The organism is Streptomyces sp. NPDC056480, from assembly GCF_042795405.1.
Lineage (GTDB): Bacteria > Actinomycetota > Actinomycetes > Streptomycetales > Streptomycetaceae > Streptomyces.
This window is the reverse complement of the sequence record NZ_JBHTSA010000035.1, coordinates 52387-78151: the sequence shown is the minus strand read 5'-3', so window position 1 is coordinate 78151 and position 25765 is coordinate 52387. Positions and strand designations below refer to the sequence as shown.

At 72.8% G+C, this 25765-nt stretch carries 16 protein-coding genes and 2 pseudogenes; 11 read left to right on the top strand and 7 right to left on the bottom strand.

The window, feature by feature from the left end:
- Nucleotides 1–17: 17 nt before the first annotated feature.
- Nucleotides 18–3761 (bottom strand): LamG-like jellyroll fold domain-containing protein, encoded by a 3744-nt coding sequence (locus ACFQ79_RS17980; RefSeq protein ID WP_383584413.1) that lies wholly within the window; start codon nucleotides 3759–3761, stop codon nucleotides 18–20.
- A gap of 206 nt (nucleotides 3762–3967) precedes the next feature.
- Nucleotides 3968–4831 (bottom strand): FG-GAP repeat domain-containing protein, encoded by an 864-nt coding sequence (locus ACFQ79_RS17975; protein ID WP_383584411.1) that lies wholly within the window; start codon nucleotides 4829–4831, stop codon nucleotides 3968–3970.
- A 771-nt stretch (nucleotides 4832–5602) separates the two neighbouring features.
- Here ACFQ79_RS17975 and ACFQ79_RS17970 point away from each other — a divergent pair.
- Nucleotides 5603–7360 carry an FG-GAP repeat domain-containing protein gene (locus tag ACFQ79_RS17970; protein WP_383584408.1) on the top strand — a complete coding sequence of 586 codons (1758 nt, stop codon included), beginning with the start codon at nucleotides 5603–5605 and terminating at the stop codon, nucleotides 7358–7360.
- Nucleotides 7361–7364: 4 nt separating this feature from the next.
- Complete coding sequence (locus tag ACFQ79_RS17965) at nucleotides 7365–8561, top strand: hypothetical protein (RefSeq protein ID WP_383584406.1); 1197 nt, start codon at nucleotides 7365–7367, stop codon at nucleotides 8559–8561.
- Nucleotides 8562–8675: 114 nt separating this feature from the next.
- Here ACFQ79_RS17965 and ACFQ79_RS17960 read toward each other — a convergent pair.
- A pseudogene (locus tag ACFQ79_RS17960) lies at nucleotides 8676–8903 on the bottom strand (pyridoxamine 5'-phosphate oxidase); the annotation flags it as partial.
- A 54-nt stretch (nucleotides 8904–8957) separates the two neighbouring features.
- Here ACFQ79_RS17960 and ACFQ79_RS17955 point away from each other — a divergent pair.
- On the top strand, nucleotides 8958–9356 hold the full coding sequence (locus ACFQ79_RS17955; protein WP_383584404.1) for a molybdopterin-binding protein: 399 nt from the start codon (nucleotides 8958–8960) through the stop codon (nucleotides 9354–9356).
- A 22-nt stretch (nucleotides 9357–9378) separates the two neighbouring features.
- Here the strand turns inward: ACFQ79_RS17955 and ACFQ79_RS17950 are convergent, their stop codons facing one another.
- Nucleotides 9379–10929: a PucR family transcriptional regulator gene (locus ACFQ79_RS17950; protein WP_383584402.1), complete on the bottom strand. Its 1551-nt coding sequence runs from the start codon at nucleotides 10927–10929 to the stop codon at nucleotides 9379–9381.
- Between the two features lie 227 nt (nucleotides 10930–11156).
- Here ACFQ79_RS17950 and ACFQ79_RS17945 point away from each other — a divergent pair, with 227 nt between their 5' ends.
- The 5 genes from ACFQ79_RS17945 to ACFQ79_RS17925 all read left to right on the top strand — a co-directional run bounded on the left by ACFQ79_RS17945 (nucleotide 11157) and on the right by ACFQ79_RS17925 (nucleotide 18284).
- Nucleotides 11157–12008 (top strand): FAD binding domain-containing protein, encoded by an 852-nt coding sequence (locus tag ACFQ79_RS17945; RefSeq protein WP_383584400.1) that lies wholly within the window; start codon nucleotides 11157–11159, stop codon nucleotides 12006–12008.
- Entirely contained in the window at nucleotides 12005–14794 is a 2790-nt protein-coding gene (locus ACFQ79_RS17940) for a molybdopterin-dependent oxidoreductase (protein WP_383584398.1), read from the top strand. The genes ACFQ79_RS17945 and ACFQ79_RS17940 overlap by 4 nt, the downstream gene beginning before the upstream one ends.
- A 127-nt stretch (nucleotides 14795–14921) precedes the next feature.
- Nucleotides 14922–15311, top strand: coding sequence for a molybdopterin-binding protein (locus ACFQ79_RS17935; protein WP_383584396.1), 390 nt, complete (start codon nucleotides 14922–14924; stop codon nucleotides 15309–15311).
- An 89-nt stretch (nucleotides 15312–15400) separates the two neighbouring features.
- On the top strand, nucleotides 15401–16237 hold the full coding sequence (gene modA / locus ACFQ79_RS17930; RefSeq protein WP_383584394.1) for a molybdate ABC transporter substrate-binding protein: 837 nt from the start codon (nucleotides 15401–15403) through the stop codon (nucleotides 16235–16237).
- 82 nt (nucleotides 16238–16319) lie between these two features.
- Nucleotides 16320–18284 (top strand): ABC transporter permease, encoded by a 1965-nt coding sequence (locus ACFQ79_RS17925; RefSeq protein ID WP_383584392.1) that lies wholly within the window; start codon nucleotides 16320–16322, stop codon nucleotides 18282–18284.
- A 57-nt stretch (nucleotides 18285–18341) separates the two neighbouring features.
- Here the strand turns inward: ACFQ79_RS17925 and ACFQ79_RS17920 are convergent, their stop codons facing one another.
- A complete protein-coding gene (locus tag ACFQ79_RS17920) occupies nucleotides 18342–19619 on the bottom strand; it encodes a molybdopterin molybdotransferase MoeA (protein WP_383584390.1) in 1278 nt (425 codons plus the stop codon).
- Nucleotides 19620–19756: 137 nt separating this feature from the next.
- Nucleotides 19757–20176, bottom strand: a complete 420-nt coding sequence (locus ACFQ79_RS17915; RefSeq protein ID WP_383584387.1) for a molybdopterin-binding protein — start codon at nucleotides 20174–20176, stop codon at nucleotides 19757–19759.
- A 719-nt stretch (nucleotides 20177–20895) separates the two neighbouring features.
- Here ACFQ79_RS17915 and ACFQ79_RS17910 point away from each other — a divergent pair.
- Both ACFQ79_RS17910 and ACFQ79_RS17905 read left to right on the top strand, forming a co-directional pair.
- The gene (locus tag ACFQ79_RS17910) at nucleotides 20896–22065 is read left to right on the top strand and encodes a methyltransferase domain-containing protein (protein ID WP_383584385.1); all 1170 of its coding nucleotides are present in this window, start codon (nucleotides 20896–20898) and stop codon (nucleotides 22063–22065) included.
- A gap of 260 nt (nucleotides 22066–22325) precedes the next feature.
- Nucleotides 22326–23102, top strand: coding sequence for a class I SAM-dependent methyltransferase (locus ACFQ79_RS17905; RefSeq protein ID WP_383584383.1), 777 nt, complete (start codon nucleotides 22326–22328; stop codon nucleotides 23100–23102).
- Here the strand turns inward: ACFQ79_RS17905 and ACFQ79_RS17900 are convergent.
- Complete coding sequence (locus ACFQ79_RS17900) at nucleotides 23080–23598, bottom strand: universal stress protein (protein WP_383584380.1); 519 nt, start codon at nucleotides 23596–23598, stop codon at nucleotides 23080–23082. The genes ACFQ79_RS17905 and ACFQ79_RS17900 overlap by 23 nt on opposite strands.
- Before the next feature lie 670 nt (nucleotides 23599–24268).
- On the opposite strand from ACFQ79_RS17900, the pseudogene ACFQ79_RS17895 reads away from it, so the two are divergent.
- A pseudogene (locus ACFQ79_RS17895) lies at nucleotides 24269–25762 on the top strand (carboxylesterase/lipase family protein); the annotation flags it as partial.
- Between the last annotated feature and the right edge of the window lie 3 nt (nucleotides 25763–25765).

The following is a 25765-nucleotide window of genomic DNA, read 5'->3' as shown; positions in this document are numbered from 1 at the left end:
CCCGCACAGCCCTGGGGTCAGTCCCCCACGGTGTTGTCGATCTGGTCGGGGCTCGCCATCGCACCGGCCCAGATACGGACCTCCGCGATGCGGGCCGGAAGGTGGTGGCTCCAGCTGCCGGAGGAGACGCCCTTGCCGAGGGCGAACTCCCCCGAGCCCAGCGCCGCGGTGTAGGCGACTCCCTCACCGTTCTCGTTGTGGCCCAGGTAGAGGCTGATCGTGCCCGCCTGCGCGTCGTGGACGCCGGTCAGGCGGACCAGGCCGTCCAGCTCGGCCACCTGGTCGGAGACGACGGAGGTGAACGTGCCGTCGGCGTTGAGGCGCCCGAAGTGCCACTTGCCGATGGCGACGGTGCGGTCCTCGTACGTGTCCTTGTCGACCACGACGTCCGTGTCGGTCAGCTCGAACCAGAAGCCCCAGGACGATCCGTCGGCCGTCCGCTGGCCCAGCACCTGACCCTTGTAGCCCACGCTCTTGGTCGCGAGTGCGGCGCCGTCCAGGGCGACCAGGGTGCTCGTGGTGAAGGAGCCGGTGTCGTCGACGACCGGACCCGTGGTCGTGGCGGAGTCGTCCACACCGTCGAGGACGATCTCGCCGTTCACGACGGTCGAGCCGCCGGTGAGGGCGAGCGACCTGCCGTATCCGGAGGTCGTGTCGGTGACGGTGGTGCCGACCGCCGTATCAGGGGTCCAGTTCGCCACGAGCTCGGCGCCGGCGTAGCTCTGGTTGGTCAGTGTCCGGGCCTCGTCCGCGACCTCATCGTCGGGCAGCGCCCGCTGCCACGCGGCCACCTCGTCGACCGAGCCCTTGAACGGTGCGGTGCGGCTGGCTGCCCAGAGGTTGCGTCCGATGTTGAAGGGGCCGGTGGCGGACCAGGACGCCGCCACCGCCTTCGTGCCCTGGAGCTTGCCGTTGACGTAGAAGCGGAGTTCCTTCTTGTCGGGGTCGTAACTGCCCGCGAGGTGCGTCCACACTCCCGCGGACGCCACGTTCTCGCTGGAGACGTCGACGTGCTGCGTGGCGTTGTCGGCGTTCTCCTTGACCCCGAACGCCCAGCGGTCCCGGTCGTTCTCGTACCAGAGCAGGAACGGGCTGTACTTCGTGCCGTCCTGCGCGACGACGGCGCCGTCCTGGGCCTTGCTGTCCAGCCGCACCCACGCCGAAACGGTGTACGCGAGTCCCGTGTTGACGACGGGCGCGGTGGTCGCCGCGTAGGCTCCCGTGCCGTTCAGGGCGAGGCCCCTGTCGTTCGACGGGGTCGCCAGCGGCTTCCCGAGGGAGTCGTGGGTGACCAGTCCGCGCCGTCCGCGCTCGTCGCGGGCGGCACCGCCGGCCAGGGTCGCGTCCTGGCGCACCCCGCCGCCGCCGGTCGCGGTGTCGATCGCCACGCCACTGGCCTCGTCGAAGCGCCAGCGGCCCACCGGCGCCTCACCGAGGTCGACCCTGAACTGGAGCGTGCTTTGCGCTCCCCAGCGGCCGACGGTGTCCTTGGCGCGGGCGTAGATCGTGTAGGTGCCCGACTTCTGCGGGGTGTAGACGGCCGAGAAGAGGCAGGGCACACCCGACTGGCACACGCTCACCCAGGAGGCCGACTGGGACAGCCGGTACTGGAAGTCCGTGACGTTGTCGTCGACGGAGGCGGGTGCGAAGAGGAAGGACGCCTTGGTTCCCGGTCCGCCGGCCGCCTCGCAGGGCGTGGGGTCGTTCGGGGCCTGAGTATCGGACAGGCACTCGGAGTACGGTCCGCGGATCACGATCCGCGGTGCCTTCGGGGCCGAGGAGTCGATCTTGAAGTAGCAGAAGCCCGAGGACCCGCTGGTCAGCCAGGACGCGCCTCCGTTGTACAGGGAATGCGTGTAGGCCTGGTACCGGTACAGCTTTCCGTCGGTCAGCGAGGACCACGTGAGTGTGGCGGACTGACCGTCCCCGATGGAGCCGGTCGACGGCCGCACGGAGCCGTTTCCGTCGGGGCTGTCGGACCAGGTCCCGTCGGCGTTCTTGTGGTCCAGGTCGAAGTAGATCCGCAGTTGGGCCTCCTGCTCGCCCCCGGCCTTCGTCTGGGCGGTCGCCTTCAGCAGGGGCGTGGGGTCGGACACGATGGCCGGGTCGGCCTCCGTGCGGTCACAGACGGTGCCGGAGCCCGCCACCATGCCCACCCCGGTGGGCTTGTCGGGAAGGCCGACGAAGTTCACCGCGAGGACGGCGTCGTTGCGGAACCGCTTCCACGCCGACGTGTCCGTCTCGTCGTGGGCCCTCAACTGGAGGGTGAGCCGGGAGATGCTGCCCGCCGCGAAGCTCTTGACGGTCGGGGTGAGGTTCTCGTTCGACTCCTCGGGGTTGTCGCTGAACTCGATCGGCGCGTCCGGCGAGTCGGGGTCGCAGGCCGAGCCGCGTCCCGCCGACACGCTCCGGTCGACCATGTGGTCGAGCTCCGCGGGCCGCGAGGACCAAGTCGTGGCCGAGGAGATGTTGTTCGTCCGGACCAGGTCGACCCAGCGGGGGTCGCACTGGAAGGCCCAGGGCTCCGTGACTCTGAAGGTCGCGCCCAGCACGGACTTGCCCTTGAGCTTCTCGGGCGAGAACTCGAAGTACAGCCGCTGGGTGTAGCCGGGACCGCAGTAGTAGCCGTTCCAGGTGCCGCAATGGCCGACGCCCTTGCCCTTGCCGTCGCTGTCGTTCTCCCAGCCGTAGGACTCGTAGCCGTCGGACCGGAGCAGGGTCCGCTCCGACTCGTCCCAGGTCACCGTGGGATCGATGTACAGCGGGAAGTCATCGGCGTCGGTGCCGCGCAGCATGGCCGCGTCGGGCGCGACGGTCAGCGTGCCGGGCGTGAGGTTCACGTCCATCTTCACCACCGTGTCGCCGCCCGAGGGCTCCACGGCTTCGGTGCCGGGGTCCACCGGGGGCTCCGCCGACCCGGTCGCCGACGGCCCGGCCGCGGGGGCCGCGGCGGTTCGGCCCGCCTGGGCCTTGGCAGACGTGGCGACGGGTCCGCCCGCCGGGGCCTTGGCAGACGTTGCGGCGGATCCGCCCGCCGGGGCCTTGGCAGACGTTGCGGCGGATCCGCCCGCCGGGGCCTTGGCAGACGTGGCGGCGGCTCCGCCCGCCGAGTCCCACATCTGGGCTGGCGGCGCGCGGAACACGCGGTTGCCGTCCGCGTCCACCGCCGCGAGGTTGCCGGCCTTCCCTTCGACGATCTTCAGGCCGGTCGACTTCAGGGAGTAGTCGATCTCCTTGAGCTCCGGGTTCGCCGCGGCCTCGCGGGTCTTCACGACGAGGACGTGGCGGAACCCCTCGGTCGAGGCGGTCACCCGGAGGTCGACCCCCTTCATGACCTCCCGGTAGACGGCGTTCGACCCCTCCAGCTCGGGAGCCGGCAGCTTCGCGGGCCATCCCAGGGCGAGGGACCGGCCGTTCTCCTCGATCCGCACCAGCGGATCGCCCGACCCGCCGCCGGAGAACTCCATCTCCACCGCGGACGCCTTGGGCACGATCGTTCCGTCGGCCCGGCGCACCAGGGTCGGGTCGGGTGTCTCCCACCCGCCGCCGGCCTTGGCGATGCGGACGGGTACCGAGGACTCCTCCAGCGTGAAGCTGTAGCCGTCCGGGTTGGCGTAGACGGTCGTACGCTCAGACCGGTCGCCGGTCACCTCGACGCGGACGCCCGACTCCTTGGCGCTCGTGAGCGCTCGCTGCGCCTCCGTCGGCGCGGCCGTGGAGGCCGGCGCGGCGGCGGGCTCCGCCGACGCGACGGTGTTCATGGCCGGCACGGTAGACAGGACCATGACGGCGGCAACGCCGGCCATCACATGGGGTCTTGCCCTTCCCCCCCTGCCGCCGACGCTCCTTTGTTCTCTCACATTCATCCCCACCCAAGAACGTTCTGATCAAGACATGACACGCGAATGACGCATGCCGCCCATGTTTCTCCCGCCGTGGGGCGGGAGGCAGCGCGTGACCGGTCCGGTCACCAGGAAGCCGAGCCGATCTGCAGTCGCCCGCCCAGCGCATACCCGGCCATGCCGGGGTAGAGGTACAACTTGCCGGTGGCCGTATCGATGCCGACCAGGTCGTCCCTCGGGTCCCCGTCCAGGTCTCCGCCGGCCAGGTCGCGCAGGGTGTTCCAGCCGCCGGTGCCGATCTCAAGCCGCCCGACGAGACCGACGCCGTTGCCCCGGTACCAGAAGAGCTTGCCCGTCACGGTCTCCGCGACGACGATGTCGCTCTTCGCGTCGTCGTCCAGGTCCATGGCGACGAGGTCGTGCATGTTGTTCCAGCCACCGCTGCCGATCTCCACGCGCAGGCTGCCGCTGCCGATCGATCCGGCGCCGTCGCCCGGGTAGAGCCAGAGCTTGCCGGTGGAGTTCTCGACCCCCACGACGTCCGCCTTGCCGTCCTTGGTGAAGTCGCCGCTCACCAGGTCGTGCATGCCGTTCCAGCCGCCGGTTCCGATCTCGTCCCTGCCCGCGAGCCCCTTGCCGACGCTCGCGTAGAGCCAGAGCTTGCCGGTGGCTTCCTCCACGGCGACGAGGTCGGCCTTGGTGTCGCCGTTGAAGTCCCCCGTGGCCAGGTCGTGCATGCCGTTCCAGCCGCCGGTGCCGATCTCCACCCTGCCCGCTCCCGCGTACAGCCAGAGCTTGCCGGTCGACCGTTCGACAGCCACCACGTCGTCGGCCCGGTCGCCGTCGATGTCGTCCACGACGACCTCGGCCATGCCCGTGGTGGCCACACTGGCCGCGACCGCCACGACATCGGGAGTTCCCGCGTCGGATCCCGGCACCGCCGTGTACACGACGGCCGTCGTGCCGGCGGCGACGACGGTCGCGAACAAGGACCTCAGGCCCAGGCGACCGGATAGCCATCTTCGCGCCATACCACACCCCTTTTCCGTTTCAGTGAAGGAAACGTCAATGTGCATGCAAGAAGTTGCAAGCAGCAGATCCCATCACCATCTCTCTTGATCGTCAACAGAATTGATGACACTCCAGAGCGGGCGATTTTTGGCCTTAACACCCCTCAACAGCAAGCACTTTGAGGCGAGAGAGGCATCAAGAGCAATCGGCATGAAACTGCCTGAAAAGCGATACCTGCCGACCCATTTCCCACAAGTCGGGCTGCCTCACATCTCCCCCCTTCGACCGCCTGCTGCGCAAGAATTCATGAGCTTGATCGTTTTCATCGCAAGATTTCCCCTGCGGGCTTTGGGGGGCTCTTGAAGACCCCGCACCGACCAAGGAGCAGGGGGAAGGAATCGGCCCACCGGCCGGGGCACGACCTTCGACCTGAATTGAACGTTTACGGTCTCCCCAGAAGGTGCTTCGAGTAGCTCTCGCCGGTGAGCCCGACATCCGCAAACCAACCGCTGTCGGGGTGAATCTGGGGATCTCGGCCTGGGTCTTCAGGAAGAAGGACTGGCTGTAGCCAGGCGTGGCCGGCCGTAGGAATCACCAGGTCCCGCCTTCGGAGCGGCCCCCGGAACTGGTGGGACGTCCACTGATCTTTCCCGGCGCTGCGGTGTTGACTGCAATCAACCCTCCCAACACACAACCGCAGGTCGATTCCTCCCGTCGGCGTGCCTCGACATGCTCAAGGGGCAGGTACGTTGAAGACTTCCACACCACGCAGAGCCGGGCTCGTGCTCGGCTCCGCGGCCGCGCTCGTGGCCGGGCTGTGTCTCGCGCCGACCGCCCAGGCCGCACCGGATCCCGGCGTCTCCTTCGGCGGGGCGACCGCCGTTCCGCTGCCCGCCGGCTCCGGGAAGGGCACCGCCCCGGCGCTCGGCGACCTGAACGGCGACGGCAAGGCCGACCTCGTCACCCCGGTCAAGGGGTCGAACACCCTGGTGGCCGCGCTCGGCGACGGCAGGGGCGGCTTCGGCCCCGGTGTCTCCTTCGCACTCGACACCGGCACCTTCCCGACGGCGGTCGCCCTCGCGGACCTCAACGGTGACGGCCGGCTGGACGCGGTCGTCGCCGCGGCCTTGACCAAGCAGCCCACACAGCACGGCGTGGAGAGCATGGGCAGCATCGTGGAGCTGCTCGGGGACGGCAAGGGCGGCTTCGCCCCCGCCACCTCCTACTCCGCGCCCACGCTGGTCAACCCCTCGACGAACGCCATGTTCCCCGTGGACATCGCGGTCGCCGACATGAACGGTGATGCCAAGCCCGACGTGCTGACGTCCAACACCAACGGCGACAACGTCTCGGTGTGGACCAACGACGGCACCGGCGCGCTGGGCACCGCGAGCAACTACTACGTCGGGGGCGGCCGGCCCAGCAGCTACTCCGCCGCGCAGCTGCGCCCCTCCGGTCTGAAGACCGGGGATGTGAACGGCGACGGCAGGCTCGACGTGGTCACCGTGAACGCGGGTACGTCCGACATCTCCGTCCTCCTCGGTGACGGCAAGGGCCGTCTCGGCCCGGCCACCCGCTTCGCCGACGGCGTCTCCCTCGGCCGGGCCATCGCCCTCGGCGACGTGAGCGGCGACGGCAGGCCGGACGTGGCCGTCGCGCACACCGACCGGACGATCACCGTCTTCCTCGGCGACGGCGCCGGAGCCTTCGCCGCCCCGGTCACCTACCCGGTCGGCGGCAGCGCTCTCGAGGGCGTGGCCCTCACCGACGTCAACACGGACGGCAAGCCGGACCTGGTCACCGGCAACGGCCCCGACAACCAGCCCACCGTCCTCCTCGGCGACGGCAAGGGCACCTTCCGCAACGCAAGTCCGCTGTACGTCACGGCGAGCGGCGCGAACGGCGCGTACGCCGTCGGAGACCTGAACGCCGACGGTCGGCCCGACCTGGCGGCCGCCTCCACCGCCGCGGGCGTCGCGGCGCAGGTGCTGCTCAACACCTCGAGGCCGAAGGGTACGGCCCAGTCGATGTCGGTGCAGGTCGCGAAGACGCCCGGCGTCCTGTCGATGGAGGTGAACCTGCCGTCCGTCGACTTCGGCGCGCCGACACCCGGCACCGTCAGCACCCCGGCCGGACTCGGCACGTTCACGTACACCAACACCCTCTCCACCAGCGCCCCCTGGTCGGTGACCGTCGCCACCACCGACCTGGTCAGCGGCACGGACACCATCGGGTGGAGCAATCTGAAGATCACGGCAGGCGGACACCTCAACGGGACCGGCGGCCAGTGGAGGGGCATCGCCAAGCCCGGCCCCGGCGGCCACTTCCCCGCAGGCGCCGACCCGCAGCCGGGCAGCAGCCTCTCCCCGGCCGTGACGATGGCGACCGGCGACGGCGGCACCCGCGGCGTCTTCACCCACGACGGGTCGACGGCGCAGTGGAACATCCCCACGGAGACGGTCCCCGGCTCGTACCGGGGCACCCTCCAGTACACGATCACCGGCTGATCCGATGAACACCTGTCTGCGCGCCCGGGGCGGTGCCACCGCCGCCCGCCGGGGACGGTTCCCCGCCCTGTGGAGCCTCCTCCTCACGGGCCTCGTGCTCGCTCTGGCGCCGGGCGCGCAGGCAGCTCCGGCCTCCGCACCCCCGCCCGCCTCCGCATCCTCGCCCGCCTCCGTACCCCCGCCCGCCTCCGTACCCTCACCCGCTCCGCCGGAATCCGCCGCGAAGGCACCGTTCGGCGTGCGGGCCGGGCTCTACGGTCTGACGACGCTGACCGGCGGGCACTTCGGATACGCGCTCAAGGCCGGCGCCCGGATCGAGGACTCCGCGGTCGTCTACAACGAGAGCGACGAGGCCCGGACCTTCCACGTCTACGCCGCCGACGTCGCCAACGCGGCCGGCGGCGGCCTGGCGCCCGCGCAGGAAGGCCAGCGGATGAGCGGGGTCGGGGCCTGGCTGAAGCTGGACTCCGCGGCCACCGTCACCGTGCGGCCGAAGAGCCGCGCCACGGTCCGCTTCTCCCTCGCGGTCCCCGCCGGCACCCCGCCGGGGAGCTATCTCGGCAGCCTGGTCACCGCGCTGCGCACCCCCGCGGTCAGCGGCGGGGTGAACACCGAGACCCGTATCGCCCGGCTCGTCGAACTCACCGTCCCCGGCACCGCCGACCTCCAGGTCTCCCTCACGGAACTGGAGCACCGGCCCGCGGGCGACGGCGAGGAGTTCACCGTGACCGTACGCAACACGGGCAACGTCCTCTACACCTTCGCCGGAACGCTGCGCATCACCGGCGGCGGCTCCCCGCGCACCGTCCCGCTCACCCCCACGGGGATCTACGTGATCCCCGGCGGAAGCGCCACCATCACCGGCCGCGTGACCGGCCTTCCCGCTCTCGGCCGCCGCGCGGTCACCGCCTCGGTGACCGCCACGGTTCCCGGCGGCGCGGCGAAGACCGTGGACAGCGACACGGTCCGGCTGTCCTTCTTCCCCTGGCTCGTCGCCGCCCTCGCCGCCGCCGGCGTCCTCGCCCTGGCCCTTCTCCTCTTCGTCACGCGCAGGCGACGGCGTGCCTGGCTGCGGCGACGCGCGGAGGAACGCGCCGCGCTGCGCGCCCTGCGGAGAGAACTGCGGCGGGAACCGCGGGCGGGGAACCCGCCTGCCGCCGACCCTCGTGAAACAGAGGCGGGCGGCGCCAGGCACCCGTAACCGGGGCGACGGGTCGCGGCGGAGCAGCGGGCCCACGTCGTGCCGCTGATCGCCTCCCCGGCCGGCTGCGTTCAGCCCGTCACTCGTACCGGCACTTCAGCGAGTCCGCCTCCGCACCTCCTCGACCCCCACGACCAGCGCACTGGCCGGCGGCCTGCCCACCGCGGTCAACTGCGCCGGCAGCTCCGGGCGGGTGGAGACACAGGCCCGGCCGTTCGCCCTGAGCGTCGTGGTGCGCCCCGGGACGACGGACAGCAGCCCGGCCCGGCCCGTGGCGATGACGTTCTGCAGGGTGTCCAGACGCTCGTCGCCCGCCGCGTCCGGTATCGCCACCGACCCCGAACCCAGTGGCGACGCCCGCGACGCGGAGGCTCCGGTGTGACCTAGAGTGCGGGTGTGCCGTCGTACAGCATTGGGCAGGCCGCGCGGCTGCTCGGAGTGAGTTCGGAGACCGTTCGCCGGTGGGCGGACGGCGGTCGGCTGCGCATGGACCGGGACGGCTCGGGCAACCGGGTGATCGACGGGGTCGGGCTCGCGCGCTTCGCGCAGGAGCGCGGGGCCGGGCTGCACGCCGTTCCCGAGGACGAGGTGTCGACCTCGGTGCGGAACTCCTTCGTGGGGATCGTCACCGGGGTGCGCGTCGACGACGTGGCCGCGCAGGTGGAGGTGCAGTCCGGGCCGCACCGGCTGGTGTCCCTGGTGACCCGGGAGGCCGTCCAGGAGCTGGGGCTCGACGTCGGGGTCACGGTGACGGCGCGGGTGAAGTCGACCAGCGTGCACATCGACCTGCCGTGACGGCCGCGGCCCTCGCGCGGGGTCAGCGGCAGAGGAGTGCGGCGCTCAGGTCCACCCGGTCGTCGAGGCGGGCGAGGTCCCGGCCGGTGAGGGTCTCGATGCGTTCGACGCGGTAGTGGACCGTGTTCACGTGGATGTGCAGGGCCTCGGCGGTCCGCGTCCAGGAGCAGTCGTGCGCCAGGAAGACCTCCAGGGTGTCCAGGAGCATGGTCCCCGACCGCCCGCCGTTCAGCAGGGGTCCGAGGACCGTCTCGCGGTAGACCTCCCGTACGGCGTCGGGGATGCCGCCGAGCAGCAGGGCGAGGCCGTCGAGGTCGCGGAGCCCGGCGACCCGTGGAGCCGGAGGCGTCGCGGCGCGGGCCGCCGCGAGGGCGTAACGGGCCTGCGTCAGCGCGGTGTTCAGCTCGGTCGGCGTCGTGACGGGTGTGCTCAGGCCGGCCTGCCAGGTGCTCTCCGGACGGCAGGCCCGCACCAGGGGCCACACCTCGCGCAGGCGGTCCCCCGTGGCGTCGGCGATGTCGGCGGCGGCGGTCTCGGCGGCGGCCTCGTGGGCGAGGACGGCCGCCACCTCGTCTCCGGCGCACGGAGCGACGGCGAACGCGACGGACGTCAGATGACCGAGCGCCTCGGTGAGCGCGGCGATGCCGTCGGCGCCGGCGTCTCCGTTCGGCTCCAGGGACGCGACGACCACCGTGTACGCCGTCCGGTCGCCCAGACCGCAGGAGGCCAGCGCGCCCCGCAGCCGGTCGGTGTCGACGCGCAGGGCGCCGATGGCCTCCACCAGCAGGGCGGCGGCGGGGCCGCGTGCCGCCCGTTGCCGGTCCAGGCGGCGGCGGTGACGGCCCAGGAGTTCGGATATCTCCTGGAGGACCCGCGGGGGCACCTGCCCCGCCTCGGGCAGGTGCAGGTACCAGGTGTCGAAGTCCGTGCTCTCGGCCTCGACGCGCAGCGTGGTGCCCTGCCCGCCGCGCAGGGCTTCCGCGGCCGCCCGGACGGGGAGCTCCGGCGCGCCGCCGGTACGGGTGACGGTGCGGCCGCTGGCGGTGATCAAGTGGCAGGCGGGCGAACCGAGATGGGCGAAGGCGCGGTCGAGCAGCTCACCGACCGGCGCGCCGGTCTCCAGGGCGCGGTCGAGGTCGAGGCGGACGTTCTCCGGGAGGGCGTGGTGCCCGGTGGGGCGGCGGCTGAGGTCGCCCCACTGCCGCAGGTACACGGCTTCGGTGATGTCCCGGAAGCTGGTGTGCGGGGGTACGGCGATCAGGGCGACGCGGTGTCTGCGGCAGGCGTCGGCGAGTTCGCGCGGCACGTGCCCGTGGGTCTCCTCGCCCGCGAGGAGTGCCACCGCTCCCGCCCGGCGCAGGGCCGACACGAAGTGGTCGGTCTTGGCGGGTGTGCCGTCCGGGGTCCACCACACGAGTCCGCTCAGTACGACCTCGCCCGGCTGGAGGAAGCGCTCCGGGTCCTCCAGGTCGGTCGCGGTGACCCCGGCGATCTCCTGGCCGAGGAGCGACCGGTCGCCCCACACGAGGGAGAGGTCCAGACGGTCGAGGCGGAGGAGGTGGTCGACGTGCATGCGTGGCTCCTTGCGCGGTCGCGGGAGTGGCCCGCACTCACATTCACGAGGCGAATGCGAGTCGATGCATCGTAGATGCCAAGGTAAAGGCTGAGAACCGTTCTTGGTTGATCGTCCAGCACGGGGCGACGGGAGGTAGATGTTTTCCGGGTTCCCGTCCAGTCGTGCGGCAGGTCCCCGCCGGGCTTCACTGGCCTGAAGGCACCGGTCGGAAGGCAGTGGTGGGGATGGATCTGAACACGATCACGGACGTGAGGGACGCGCGTCTGCGTGAGCCCTGGCGTCCCGGGGACGCGTGGCTGGGGGGCGGGACGTACCTGTTCTCCGAGCCCCAGCCCCACCTGCGGCGGCTGGTCGATCTGAGCCGGATGGGCTGGGAGCCCCTCACGCGTCACACGGACGGCTCGCTGGAGATCGCGGCGACCTGCACGATCACCCAGCTGTCCCGCTTCGGACGGCGTTCCCTCGGCTCCCCGGCGGCACCGCTCTTCGAGCAGTGCTGCCGGGCCTTCCTCGCCTCGTTCAAGATCTGGAACATGGCCACCGTCGGCGGGAACCTCTGCAACGGCCTCCCGGCCGGGCCGATGATCTCGCTCACCGCCGCCCTGGACGGCAGCTGTCTGCTGCAGGCGCAGGACGGCTCCACGCGGGAGGTGAAGGTGGCCGACTTCATCCGGGGCGCGGGCGTCAAGGACCTCGCGGACGGGGAGCTGCTGCGCTCGGTGACGCTGCCCGGACGCGCGCTGGACTGCCGTACGGCCTTCCGGCAGGCGTCGTTGTACGGACTCGGCCGGTCCGGCGCCCTGGTGATCGGGGCGCTCGATCCGGTGGACGGCTCGCTCGCCGTGACGGTGACCGCGGCCACCACCCGCCCGTTCCGGTTCTGGTTCCCGCTGCCGCCCTCCGCGGAGCACCTCCGGACCACCATCGACAGCGCGGTGTCCGGATCCGAGTGGTTCGACGACATCCACGGACTGCCCGAGTGGCGGCGGCACATGGGCCTGCGCCTCGCCGAGGAGGTCCGCCGCGAACTGACCGCGCCCACCACACCCCACGACTCCGAGGAAGGTGCCCGATGAGCTTCGAACTCCATGTCAACGGACGCCCGTTCGACGCCGAGCCGCGCTCCGGCCAGTGTCTGCGCACCTATCTGCGCGAGCGCGGCTGGTTCGGCGTGAAGAAGGGCTGCGACGCCGGGGACTGCGGGGCCTGCACGGTCCACGTCGACGGGGCGCCCGTGCACAGCTGCCTCTACCCCGCCGTGCGGGCCGGGGGCCGGTCCGTCACCACGGTGGAGGGGCTCGCCTCCCGGGACGGCGAACTCCACCCCGTACAGCAGAGGTTCCTCGACGCGCAGGGGTACCAGTGCGGCTTCTGCACGGCCGGCTTCCTGATGACGACCGCCGCGCTGGAAGCCGAGCGGGGTTCCGCGCACGACGACGGCAAGCTCGACGATCTCCCCCGCGCCTTCAAGGGCAACATCTGCCGCTGCACCGGCTACCGGGCGATCGAGGACGCAGTCCGCGGTGTGAAGCACACCGAACGGCCCTGCGCGGGACAGGCGGTGGGCCGCAACGTCGCCGCCCCGGCGGGACCGCAGGTCGTGACCGGCACCGCCCGCTACACCTTCGACGTCGAGGTGCCGGGCCTGCTCCACATGAAGCTGCTGCGCTCCCCGCACCCGCACGCCCGGATCCTCGCGATCGACACCTCGGCCGCGCTCAGGGTCCCCGGCGTCCACGCCGTACTGACCCATGAGGACGCACCGGCGACCCTGTACTCCTCCGCCCGGCACGAGCATCCCACCGAGGACCCCGACGACACCCGGGTCCTGGACGACGTCGTCCGGTACGTCGGGCAGCGGGTCGCCGCCGTCGTCGCCGACAGCGAGCAGGCCGCCGAGGAGGGCTGCCGGCGCGTCGAGGTGACGTACGAGGAACTCCCGTACGTCACCGACCCGGAGGAGGCGATGCGTCCCGGCGCCCCCGTCCTGCACGCGGGCAAGGGGCCGGAGGTGCGGATCGCCAGGGTCGAGAACAACGTCGCCGGCGAGGTCCACGGCGAGATCGGTTCCGTCGAGCGGGGTTTCGCCGAGGCCGACGTCGTGTACGAGGAGACCTTCCGCACCCAGCGCGTGCAGCACGCCAGCCTGGAGACCCACGGCTGCGTCGCTTATTTCGAGCCGAAGGACGGCGAGGGGGCCGGTACGGGCGAGCGCCTCACCGTGCGTTCCTCCACCCAGACCCCGTTCCTGACCCGACGGGCCCTGTGCGCGCTGTACGGCCTGCCGGAGGACGAGGTGCGCGTGGTCGCGGGCCGGGTCGGCGGCGGCTTCGGCGGCAAGCAGGAGATGCTCACCGAGGACATCGTGACGCTGGCCGCGCTGAAGCTGCGCCGGCCGGTGAAGCTGGAGTACACCCGGGCCGAGCAGTTCTACGGGGCCACCACCCGGCACCCGTTCACCATCGGCATCAAGGTGGGTGCCCGCGCCGACGGGACGCTGACCGCCGTGCAGATGCGGGTCGTGTCCAACACCGGCGCGTACGGCAACCACGGCCCCGCGGTGATGTTCCACAGCGTCGGCGAGTCCTTCGCGGTCTACCGCGCCCCGCACAAGAAGGTCGACGCCTTCTCCGTCTACACCAATGCCGTCCCGGCGGGCGCCTTCCGCGGCTACGGCCTCGGCCAGGTCACCTTCGCCGTCGAGTCCGTCATGGACGAACTGGCCCGCCGCCTCGGCATGGACCCCCTCGTCCTCCGGGAGAAGAACATCATCGGGCCGGGCGAGGGCATGCACAGCCCGATCGGCGAGGAGGAGGACCTGTACATCGCCTCCTACGGCCTCGACCAGTGTCTGTCGGTCGTCCGGAAGGCGCTGGCCGAGGACCGCAGCGCCGAGGAGGCACCGGCGGGCTGGCTGGTCGGCCAGGGCACCGCGATGGCGATGATCGCCACCGGACCGCCCGGCGGCCACTACGCCGACGCCCGCGTGTCGCTCCTGGAGGACGGCACGTACGACATCGCCGTCGGCACCGCCGAGTTCGGGAACGGCACCACCACCGTCCACAAGCAGATCACCGCCGGGGCCCTCCACACCACCGAGGACCGCCTCACCGTCCGTCAGTCCGACACCGACGTCGTCCGCCACGACACCGGCGCCTTCGGCTCCGCCGGCACCGTCGTCGCCGGCAAGGCCGTCCTGCTCGCCGCGACCTCCCTCGCCGAACGGCTCAGGACCCTCGCCGCCCGTCACTCCGGCGTGGCACGCCACCTGTGCGTGCTCGGCGCCGAGTCCGTCGACTGCGCCGGCCGTACGGTGACCCTGAAGGAGCTGTACGAGGCGGGTCACGCGCTCGGCGCGGCGGAGGAGCTGGCGGCCGACGGGCACTGGGGCGGCTCGCCGCGCTCGGTGGCCTTCAACGCCCAGTGGTTCCGCGTCGCCGTCGACCCCGGCTCCGGCGAGATCCGCATCCTGCGCAGCGTGCACGCCGCCGACGCCGGCAAGGTCATGAACCCGATGCAGTGCCGCGGCCAGGTGGAGGGCGGGGTCGCCCAGGCGCTGGGCGCGACCCTCTTCGAGACCGTGCGGCTCGACGAACGCGGCGAGGTCACCACGGCCGCCTTCCGCCGCTACCGGCTTCCCCAGTACGCGGACGTCCCCCGTACCGAGGTCCACTTCACGGAGACGTCCGACGCGATCGGCCCGCTGGGGGCGAAGTCCATGAGCGAGAGCCCGTTCAACCCGGTCGGCCCGGCGTTCGCCAACGCCCTGCGGGACGCCACGGGCATCCGCTTCACCGAGCTGCCGGTGACCCGCGACCGCGTCTGGCTCGCCCTCGACCGACAGGCGAGGTCCGAGGTCTGAGACCCGCGTATCACCCGGTGACATCGTCGACCTCTCTCGTCACTTCCTCCAACCGCCCTCTCATTCGCGATGGAGAGTCCCACGACTTTGTTGCAGATGAGATCGCACACGGCCTACGGTGTCGCATATGCAGTCCTACACGATCGGGCAGGCCGCTCGTCTGCTGGGCGTCAGCCCGGACACGGCGCGGCGCTGGGCGGACGCGGGGAGGGTTGCGACCCACCGCGACGAGAGCGGTCGGCGTGTCATCGACGGGAAGTCGCTCGCGGAGTTCTCCGTGGAGATCGCGCAGGGCTACGACGACGACGCGTCGTACACCTCGGCGCGCAACGCGTTCCCGGGGATCGTCACGGCGATCAGGCTCGGCGACGTCGCGGCCCAGGTCACGATCCAGGCCGGTCCGCACCGGCTCGTCTCCCTCCTCACCCGTGAGGCCGTGGAGGAACTGGGACTGGAAGTCGGCATGCAGGCCACCGCCCGCGTGAAGTCGACCAGCGTGCACATCGATCGCACCTGACCACCCCTCACGCAGTACCGCGCAGCTCGGCCGTCGGCGCGGCCGCCTCCCACCGCATCTTCCGTTCCCATCAAGGAGTCCAGACCCTCATGTCTCTCACCCTCACCCCCGCCAGACGCCGTACCGCCGCCGCCGTGCTCACCGCGGCCCTGCTGGCGCCGCTCGCGGCCTGCGGGAACAGCGACGACACCAAGGCGGACGCCGCCGGCCCCTCCGGCTCGGCGTCCGCCTCCGCCACCGGCTCCGCGAGCGGCGCGCCCGCGGCCGACCTGATCGTCCTCGCCGCCGCCTCGCTCACCGACGTCTTCAAGACGGCGGGCAAGGCGTACGAGAAGTCCCACCCGGGCACGAAGGTCACCTTCTCCTTCGCCGGCTCGCAGGAGCTCGTCGCCCAGGTCTCGCAGGGTTCGCGCGCCGACGTCCTGGTCACCGCCGACACCAAGAGCATGGACAAGGTGAAGGCCGACACCGGCACCCCCGCGATCATCGCGAGGAACCGGCTCGTCATCGCCACCGGCGAGGGCAACCCCTTCAAGGTCGACGGCCTCGAGGACCTGGCCGACACCAAGCTCAAGGTCGTCCTCGCCGCCCCCGAGGTCCCCGCCGGCAAGTACAGCAAGCAGATCCTGGACGCCCAGAAGGTCACGGTGAAGCCGGTCTCCCAGGAGCCGAACGTGCGCGCCGTCCTCAGCAAGGTCGAGCTCGGCGAGGCCGACGCCGGCCTCGTCTACAAGACGGACGCCGCGAGCGCCGCCGACAAGGTCGACGCCGTCGAGATCCCCGACGACCAGAACGCCATCGCGAAGTACCCGGCCGCCACGATCAAGGACTCCGAGAACGCCGAGGCGGCCGCCGCGTTCGTCGCCTGGCTTTCCTCGCCCGAAGGCCAGAAGATCCTTCAGGACGCCGGCTTCCAGAAGCCGTAACCGTCCGGGATCACCAGATCGTGAGGGCTGTCCGTCCCGGGGGAACGGACAGCCCTCCTCCTTCATGTCTTCGGGGTCAACGATGAAACGAGCAGGCGTACGTACGGCCGGCACCCGGCCGCCCCTGACTCTCGCACTGCCCGCGCTCCTGGCCGTGGCGTTCCTGACCCTGCCGCTGCTCGGCATCCTCGTCCGGACGGAGTGGGGCCAACTCGCCGACCACCTGCGCTCACCGGGCACGGTCGAGGCGCTGAGGCTCTCCCTCGTGGTGTCGTTCTGGGCGCTGGGGCTCTCCCTGGTCCTCGGCGTGCCGCTCGCCTGGCTGCTGGCCCGCGTGCCGTTCCCCGGCAAGGCGCTCGTCCGCTCCCTCGTCCTGCTGCCGATGGTGCTGCCGCCGACGGTCGGCGGTGTGGCGCTGCTGCTCGCCTTCGGCCGGCGCGGGCTCCTCGGGCCCTGGTTCGAGAGCACCTTCGACATCACTTTCCCCTTCCACACGTCGGGGGCGGTGATCGCGGCCACGTTCGTCGCGATGCCGTTCCTCGTCATCAGCCTGGAGGGCGCGCTCGGCGGGCTGCGGCCGCGGTACGAGGAGACCGCGGCCTCGCTCGGCGCCTCGCCGGTACGGGTCTTCTTCACCGTCACGCTGCCGATGGTCGCGCCCGGCCTGATCGCGGGCGCGGCCCTCACCTGGGCGCGGGCACTGGGCGAGTTCGGCGCCACGATCACCTTCGCCGGGAACCTGCCGGGAACGACGCAGACACTGCCGCTCCAGGTCTACCTGCTGCTCCAGGAGGAGCCCGAGGCAGCCACCTCCGTCTCGCTCCTGCTCCTCGCGATCGCCATGGGCGTACTGATCGCCCTGCGCGGCAGGTGGACGGGGACGCCTTCGGACCGCCGCCCCCGCCCCGCCCCGGCGGCCGGGCCCGAGGAGCCCGCGCCGGTCCCGCAGGGTGACCTGCCGGTCTCGGGCGGGGATGCCCGTCCCGCGCCCGCCACGGCGAAGGACGCCGAACGCTGGGCGCTGCACGCCGACGTCACCGGCTTCACCCGGCTCACCCTGGCCGCCGACCCCGGCACCACCATCGCCGTCGTCGGCCCCAACGGCGCCGGGAAGACGACCCTGCTCCGCGCCCTCCTCGGCCTCACCCCGCGCGCCCACGCCGAACTGCGGCTCGGCGAGGAGGACGTCACCGCGCTGCCCCCGCACCGACGGCATGTCGCCTGGGTCCCCCAGGACGGCGCGCTCTTCCCGCACATGAGCGCCCTCGCCAACACGGCGTACGGACTCCGTGCCCAAGGCGTCGCGCGGGCCGAGGCCCGCCGCGAGGCACAGACCTGGCTCGACCGGCTCGGAGTCGGCCCGCTCGCCCATCGCCGGCCGACCCAGCTCTCCGGCGGGCAGGCCCAGCGCGTCGCCCTGGCCAGGGCGCTGGCCGCGCGGCCGCGGCTCCTCGTCCTCGACGAACCGCTCGCCGCGCTCGACCAGACCACCCGCGCCCATGTACGCCACACCCTGCGCACCCATCTCGGCGGCTTCGGCGGCGTCTGTCTGATCGTCACCCACGACCCGGTCGAGGCGGTGTCGCTCGCCGACCGCGTCCTCGTCCTCGACGAGGGCCGGGCGCTCCAGGACGCGGCCCCCGTCGAGGTCACCCGGCACCCCCGCTCCCCCTGGGTCGCCCGCATGCTCGGCCGCAACGCCTGGCCGGGCACGGCGACCCCGGAGGGTCTCGCGCTGGACGGCGGCGGCACCCTGGTCGCGACCGACCCGCCGGAGCCCGGCACCCCCGCGCTCGCGATCGTCGCGCCCGAGGCGGTGTCCGTGCACCGCGAGAAGCCGGAGGGCAGCCCCCGTAACGTCTGGCCCGGAACCGTACGCGAGATCACGGCGAGCGGCAGCCGGCTGCGGGTCCTGATCACCTCCGACCGCGCCCCTGACCTCGTCGCCGAGATCACGCCCCAGTCGGCGGCCGAACTCGGCCTCGCCGACGGGGTGTCCGTCTGGACGAGCGTCAAGGCGACGGAGGCGACGATCGTGCCCCTGTGACGGACCTGGGGCGGCCGGCAGCGGCGGCCGAGGTCCTGAGGGCGGGTCCCCCTTCGGCTACGCCCCCGGGAGCAGCAGCGGTGCGAGGTCGCCCTCGGTCCACTCCGGGCCGATCGCGGCCAGCGCGTCGCCCACCGCCGCACCGCGCAGGAAGGCCGCGCGATGGCCTTCGACGATCCCGACCTCGCCGTCGGCCCACGACACGGGCACCACGCGGGTGAGCCCGGGTGCGGCCCGCAGCCGCCCCCGTACGGGCATCCGGGGAAGCGTGCCGAGCGCGCGCCCCGACAGGCCCGCGAGGAGCGGGCCGAGGACGGTACGGGCGGCGACGAGAGCGGCGTACGGGTTGCCCGGCAGCCCCACCAGCCTTCCGGCGGAGGGGAGTTCGGCCAGCAGCATGGGGTGGCCCGGCCGGCAGGCGACCGTGTCGACGAGCATGCGGGCGCCGCTGTCGGCGAGCAACCGCCGCAGCCGGTCGGTCACTCCGACCGACGTGGAGCCGGTGACCACGACGACGTCCACGTCACCGAGGCCGGCCAGCTCCTCCGTCAGGCGGGCGGCGGGACGATCGGGTACGTACCGCAACGCGACCGTCTCGCCCCCGAGTCGGTCGATCAGGCCGGGCAGCAGCGGCCCGAGCGCATCGCGCACCCGCCCCGCCGAGGGGACGCCCGTGCGGTCCAGCTCGTCGCCCGTGACGAGGACGCCGACCCGGGGCCGGGGCCGCACGGTCAGGACGTCGTGACCGCAGGCCGCGGCCAGCCCGATCAGCGCCGGACCGACCTGGGTTCCGGCGGGGGCCAGGCACTCCCCCGCTCCGGCGTCCTCGCCGGCCCTCCGCACGTGACGGCCCGAGGGGTGCGCGTCTCCCGACACCCGGCTGCCGGAGACCGACGCGAGTTCCACGGGCAGCACGGCGTGCGCTCCCGCTGGGACGCACGCGCCGGTGGAGATCTCCACGCAGTCGCCCGGCCCGAGTGCGCCCGGCCACGGCGCCCCCGCCCGGGCGGCCCCTCGGACGGTCCAGGGCCCCGGTCCGGCGGCGACGGCGAATCCGTCCATGGCCGCCGTGTCGAAGGCCGGGAGGGGGTGGCGGGTGCGCAGGTCCTCGGCGAGGGTCCGCCCGAGGGCCTCCCGCAGGGGCACCGGCCGCCCGGCCGAGGGCCGCCCGGCGTCATGCGCCCTGGTCCGGGCCTCCTCCCACGACACCGCGCGGGGCGGTGCCGTCGACGGCGGCGCCACGGCCGGAGACGGTACGGCGGGTGACGGCGCGGGCGGAGACGGTACGGGCGGGGTGGACGCCGCCACCGGGGCCGTACGAGGTGCGTGCAGCATGGTCCCGACTGTCGGCCGCCGGTGTTTCCGGTCACCGCGGGCCGGATGTCCCTCGCGCACCGATCGGTTCACATCCGGTGCGGGGCAGGCGTGAGCCGCGGACGCACGGGGGCGACGCACCGGAACGTGCCCGCGGGTCAGGCCGAGGCGAGGGAGATCTCGGTCGACTTGATCAGCGCGACGACGGAGGTGCCGGCGTTCAGGCCCAGGTCCTCGACGGCGTCCTTGGTGATCGCGGCGGTCAGCTCGCCGCCCTCCACGGAGACCTTCACCGAGCCCATGGCCCCACCGGTCGCCACCTCGGTGACGGAGCCCGCGAGCTGGTTGCGGATGGAGATGCCCTCCACCGGGCCGGTCGCGAGGGCGACCTCGGTCGACTTCACCAGCGCCTTGACCGCCGAACCCGCGGCCAGGCCGAGGTCCTTGACGGCGTCGGTCGTGATCGCGGCGGTGATGTCCTGGCCACCGGCCAGGCGCACCTTCACCGAGGCCATCGCCTCACCGGCGGTGACGGACGTGACGGTGCCGGGGAGCTGGTTACGAATGGACAGGGTCATGGAGAACACGCCTCGCAAAAGCCGGAACGGGAACAGGCGCCACTGCTGTGACCTGCATCATCACCGACCGTACCGGAGGGGGAATTCCGCCAGATAAGACGCGTCGCATTCACCAGCCGAATGGGCGCAATCTCCTCGCGTATCGGACGGACAGCCGAAGTCGCCGGTCCAGCGGGCCGTTTCACCCCGCCGGTCCGGGAATGGGAATTCCTTCACCGACTCCCCTCGCGATTCGGACCGGAAATACCGCGCCGCCTCCCCGATTTCACGCCCGCGGTGCGCCCGCCTTGCGCCGGCATCATTCTCGACCCTCCAGAAACCCGTGCGCGGGACGCGGAGCTTCGCCGCGCTCCGCATCCCGCGCTCCGCATCCCTCACCCCGCATCCCGCATCCCGCATCCCTCACCCCGCATCCCGCATCCCGCATCCCGCATCCCGCATCAGCAAGACTTGATCCCGACATCACCTTGCAGATGTGATACATAGGGGCCTGATCCCCTCTTGGATGATCCGCTGTACCGGCCTCGGCCTCCGAGGCCCGTTTCTGTGTCTGTATCCAGTCGTCACGCCGGGGTGGTGGCTGATTCACTGCTCGCACCGGCCCCGGCGACGGAGTGGCTCTCGCCGTCGGGAACAGCCGGACCAGGAGGGTCCTGCGCGCTGTTCGCGGTGTTCGGCGCGCAGGACGCCCGGACCGGTTTGCAGGTGAGGAGCGCGTGATGGCGGTCGTGGTCATGGGGAAGCACGCGTCGACCGGGGTTCCGGCCGACGTCGGCAAGGTGCTGGCCGAAGCCGGTCTGGCCGTCGGACGCGTCACCGCGGACGGCGACGACCGACCCGTCGACCTGAGCGAGGTCGAGGGCCTGCTCGTCCTCTCCGTACCGCCGTTTCCGGCCACCGCCGAGCACGCCCTGCTCCGGGAAGCCCTCGCGGCGGACGTGCCTGTTCTGGCACTCGGTAGCGGCACGCGACTGCTGGCGGGAATCGCCGCCCCGTCCGCCCCCAGCCACGACGTCCCCTCCGCCGATCCGGGTTGCCCGGTGACGCTGACGCCGGCCGCGGAGGCCGACCCGCTGCTCGTCGACATCGGGAGCCCGCCGCCGGAGCGGCGACCGGCCGGCGACCCGCTTCTCCTCCCCGCGGGCGCCGTCGTCCTCGCCACCTGCGCGGGACACCCGGAGCAGGCCTTCCGTCTGGGGTCCGGCGCCTGGGGCGTGCGCTTCCCGACCGACGCCACGCTCGGCCCGTGGGGCGAGCGGCTGCTGCGCCGGTGGGCCGCGCTCGTGGCCGTCCGGGCCGAACACACCGCGACCCGGGCCTTCTTCACCCGCCGGGCCGACGACTGGGAGGGTCGCTTCGCCTACCAGGCGCCCGCCTACGAGTCCGCCGTCACCCGGATGCGGCTGCGGCCGGGGGACCGGGCACTGGACCTCGGATGCGGCACCGGACGCGCGATGCCCGCACTGCGGGCCCAGGTCGGGCAGGCCGGCCGGGTGCTGGGGATCGATGTCACGCCGGCCATGCTGGCCTCCGCAGCCCGGCACGGCCGGACCCGTCACGGCCAACTCCTCGCGGCCGACTGCAACAGGCTCCCGCTGCCCCGCCGTTCCGTCGACGGGATCTTCTCGGCAGGCCTCCTCGACCACCTCCCCCACCCCCGGACCACGCTCCTCGAATGGGCCCGTGTCAGCGCCCCGGACGCCGTGCTGATCCTGTTCCACCCCTCGGGCCGCGCCGAGCGTGCGGCTCGCCACGACCGCCCGCTCGACCCCGACGACCTCCTGGCCGAGCACAACCTCCGGCCCGCCCTCGAGTCGACGGGCTGGCGCCTGGAAGAGTACGAGGACGCCGCGGGGCATTTCCTGGCCCGGGCCCTGCGCCGCGACTGACCGGCACCGGCACCGGCCGCCGTTGCCGCGGCATCGACGCCGCCGACACGGCCGACACTGTCGGTACCTCCAATCCTCCACATCACATTTGCATGCCGATACGGGTGATCCACCAAGCATTCGCGAATCAATTGTGGGATCGGGCCAGCAGATGCAGGATGGTGCGAGCGACGGGCGGAGCGGCGGCGGCCGGGCGATGACACCGTCGCCCACGTTCCGACCAGCCCCGCTGTTCCTGCTCACGAGGCGAGGTATGGCTGATGAAGGCACGTCCGTACGACGGCGGCGCCCACGATGTCGACGACCGCACGACCGGATGCGGCTCGTCGGGCTACCGCGGGCCGGACGAACGCGTCGCCAAGTTCGTCGCCGACGCCCTCGGCGGAGCCCGCAACGTGCTCAACGTCGGTGCGGGCACCGGATCGTACGAGGACGTCGCCGACGCCGTGACGGCCGTCGAGCCGTCCGCGTCGATGCGTGCCCGGCGACCGCTCCGCCTCACCCGGGCCGTCGACGCGGTCGCCGAGGACCTGCCGTTCGCCGACGGCGAGTTCGACGCCGCGATGACGCTGTTCAGCGTGCACCAGTGGAGCGACGCGACCGCCGGTCTCCGCGAGGTACGCCGGGTGACCCGCGGCCCTGTCGTGGTCCTCACCTGCGACCCGGCGACGGTACGGGACTTCTGGCTGTACGACTACGCGCCCGAGGTCCTCGACACGGAGGCCCGCCGCCACCCGCCCGTCGACGAGATCGCGGCCGCGCTCGGCGGATCGTGCGCGGTCGAGGCCGTACCGATCCCCCTCGACTGCACCGACGCCTTCAACGAGGCGTACTACGGCCGCCCCGAGATGCTCCTCGACCCTGCGGCCCGCCAGGCCTGCTCCGCCTGGAGCTTCGTCGACGACGGCGTCCGCGAACGCTTCGACCGCGCCCTGCGCCACGACCTGACGTCGGGCACCTGGGACGGGCGCTTCGGCAACCTGCGCACTCGACCGACGTACGAGGGCTCACTCGTCATCGTCCGCGCCACGCCCTGAACCCCGCGGCGGGAACCGGCCGCGGCCGGTTCCCGCCGTCCGCGAGGCGGTCCAGATGCTCCAGGTCGGCCTGGAGGGGGCTGGGCGGCACCGCGAGAACCGGGCAGGGGGCGTGCGCCAGACAGTGTCGGGCCACCGACGGTCGCAGGACCCTGAGCAGCAGCCCGCGCGAGCCGGTGCCGACCACGAGGAGGTCGCCGGGGTCGTGGACCGCGTCGACGAGGGCGACACCGGGGGTGCCCCGGACCAGGAGCCCGACCGGAGTCACACCCGGCCGGCAGACGCCGAAGGCTTCGAGCGTCTCGCGCAGCAGCCCGGCCGCCGCGTCCCGGCAGTCGGCGAGCACGGAGGGCCCGCAGGAGGCCCTGCTGCCGGAGCCGCCGCCGGGCGGCTGCCAGGCCAGGACGACCACCAGCTCCGCGTCCCGCGCCCGGGCCTGGGTCGCGGCCTCGTGCAGGGCCGCCAGGCTGCCCAGGGATCCGTTCGTCCCGACCACGACTCGTCCTCGCACCGTCACGCCTTCCTCTCGCGGCTCGTCGGGTACAAGGGAAGACCCGGCGGGAGGCGTGCGGAGACCTGTGACGGTGACGCTGACGGTCCTCTGACGCCGGGAACCGGATCCCTGGCGGATCCCTGACGCGTGCAGTGGACACCGGTCGGGGGTGCGGGTCGGGGGTGCGGGTGCCGGTCGCCAGTCGCGGTCGCGGGTGCCCGTCGCCGGTCGCCGGTCGCGGACACGGGTGGCGTACACCGGTCGCGTACACCGGTCGCGGTCGCGGACACCGGTCGCGGTCGCGGACACCGGTCGCGGTCGCCCGTCTCGACGCGCCGTCGGCCGACGGCCGGGGTCGGTCGCCGCGCGGCGCGGCGCGGCGCGTACATGATGACGGCCATGCCCGCGAGGCAGACCAGCGCGGGCACGGCTGCGGTGGGCGAAAACGGATGGCGTGGCTTCCGGACCCGGCGGATCATTCGAAGGGTCCGTGCTCGTCACGAGCCCGCTCACCCGTCCGGGAGAAGTCGCGATGGCCGTCACCCCGTCCGAGCCGACCGAGCCGACCCCGTCGTCCGGGTCCGCCCCCTCATCCCGGCCCGCCCCCTCGACCGGGCCCGCCCCCTCATCCCGGCCCGCCCCCTCGCCCCGGCCGGCCGGTTCCCGCCCCGAGGTCCGCTCAGTGGCCGGTGTGGTCCGCGGTACGCATGAGGCGGGGGTGGCGGTCTTCCGGGGCATCCCGTTCGCCGCGCCCCCCGTCGGCGCGCTGCGCTTCGGCGCGCCCCGGCCCGCTCGGAGCTGGAGCGGGGTGCGGGAGGCCGTGTCGTACGGGCCGCCGCCTCCGCAGGCCGGTCATTTCGGCATGGACGCCCTGTCGCGGGAGGCGCCGGGCGACGACTGGCTGACGGTGAACGTCTGGTCGCCCGAGCCGACCCCCGGCGCCGGGCTGCCGGTCATGGTCTGGATCCAGGGCGGCGCGTACGTCTTCGGGACGTCCGGCCTCCCCGAGTACGACGGCGGCCGCCTCGCCCGGGACGGCGGCGTGGTCCTGGTGACCTTCAACTACCGTGTCGGCATCGAGGGGTTCGGGCAGATCGAGGGGGCTCCGCCCAACCGCGGGCTGCTCGACCAGGTCGCCGCCCTGGAGTGGGTCCGCGACAACATCCGGGCCTTCGGCGGCGACCCCGAGCGGGTCACGGTCTTCGGCCAGTCGGCGGGCGGGGGCTCCGTCGCCGCGCTGCTCGCGATGGACCGGGCGGCCGGGCTCTTCCGCCGGGCCGTCGCGCAGAGCGTGCAGGGCACGTACTTCTCCCCCGGCCTCGCCTCGGACATCGCCGCGGCCTGCGCCGCCGAACTCGGACTGCGGCCCACCGTGGCCGACCTGTCCGGCGTCGCCCCGTACGACCTGCCGGCCGCGGGCGACGCGCTCGGTGCCACGATGGCCGAGCGGGCGGACCGCTGGGGCCGGCCCGCGTACCGGACGATCCCCTTCTCGCCGGTGGTCGACGGCGACATCCTGCCCACCACACCGTGGCAGGCCCTGTCCGACGGCGCCGGCCGTGACGTCGAGCTCCTCGTCGGCCACACCCGCCACGAGCAGCGGCTGTTCACCGCGGTCACCGGCCTGCTCGGAGAGGTGAGCGAGGAGCAGGCGGCCGCCGCCCTCCGCTTCCTCGCCCCGGGCCCGGACGGCCCGCGCCGGTACCGCGAGGCCTTTCCGACGGCGGACCCGGACGACCTCTACGAACTCGTCCACTCCGACTGGCTCTTCCGCATGCCGTCGCTCCACCTCGCCGAGGCCCAGGCGGCCGCCGGTGGCCGCACCCACGTGTACGAGCTGACGTGGGCCGCGCCCGGCATGGGCGGCGCCTTCGGCGCCTGCCACGGCCTCGACGTACCCCTCGTCTTCGGCAACCTGGACCGGGGGCAGCCCGCGGTGCTGATCGGTGAGGAACCGTCCCAGGAGGCCGAGGCCCTGTCCGCCCTGATGCGCGCCGCCTGGACGTCCTTCGCCGCCCACGGCGACCCCGGCTGGCCCGCGTACGACACCGGGCGACGGCTCGTCCAGGTCTTCGACACCTCCCCCGTCGTCACCGCCTACCCGGAGGAGGCCTCCCGCCTGATCTGGCGGGACCACGCCTTCCCCGTCCTTTCGGTGGTCGCTTGACCG

Coding starts and splice junctions, on each gene's coding strand:
- ACFQ79_RS17950 (WP_383584402.1), bottom strand. CDS start 10,929: ATGCACGTCGACCACCTCCTCCGCCTCGACCGTCTGGACCTCTCCCTC.
- ACFQ79_RS17965 (WP_383584406.1), top strand. CDS start 7,365: ATGAACACCTGTCTGCGCGCCCGGGGCGGTGCCACCGCCGCCCGCCGG.
- ACFQ79_RS17980 (WP_383584413.1), bottom strand. CDS start 3,761: ATGAACACCGTCGCGTCGGCGGAGCCCGCCGCCGCGCCGGCCTCCACG.
- ACFQ79_RS17905 (WP_383584383.1), top strand. CDS start 22,326: ATGAAGGCACGTCCGTACGACGGCGGCGCCCACGATGTCGACGACCGC.
- ACFQ79_RS17920 (WP_383584390.1), bottom strand. CDS start 19,619: ATGCTGCACGCACCTCGTACGGCCCCGGTGGCGGCGTCCACCCCGCCC.
- ACFQ79_RS17925 (WP_383584392.1), top strand. CDS start 16,320: ATGAAACGAGCAGGCGTACGTACGGCCGGCACCCGGCCGCCCCTGACT.
- ACFQ79_RS17915 (WP_383584387.1), bottom strand. CDS start 20,176: ATGACCCTGTCCATTCGTAACCAGCTCCCCGGCACCGTCACGTCCGTC.
- ACFQ79_RS17940 (WP_383584398.1), top strand. CDS start 12,005: ATGAGCTTCGAACTCCATGTCAACGGACGCCCGTTCGACGCCGAGCCG.
- modA (WP_383584394.1), top strand. CDS start 15,401: ATGTCTCTCACCCTCACCCCCGCCAGACGCCGTACCGCCGCCGCCGTG.
- ACFQ79_RS17910 (WP_383584385.1), top strand. CDS start 20,896: ATGGCGGTCGTGGTCATGGGGAAGCACGCGTCGACCGGGGTTCCGGCC.
- ACFQ79_RS17935 (WP_383584396.1), top strand. CDS start 14,922: ATGCAGTCCTACACGATCGGGCAGGCCGCTCGTCTGCTGGGCGTCAGC.
- ACFQ79_RS17945 (WP_383584400.1), top strand. CDS start 11,157: ATGGATCTGAACACGATCACGGACGTGAGGGACGCGCGTCTGCGTGAG.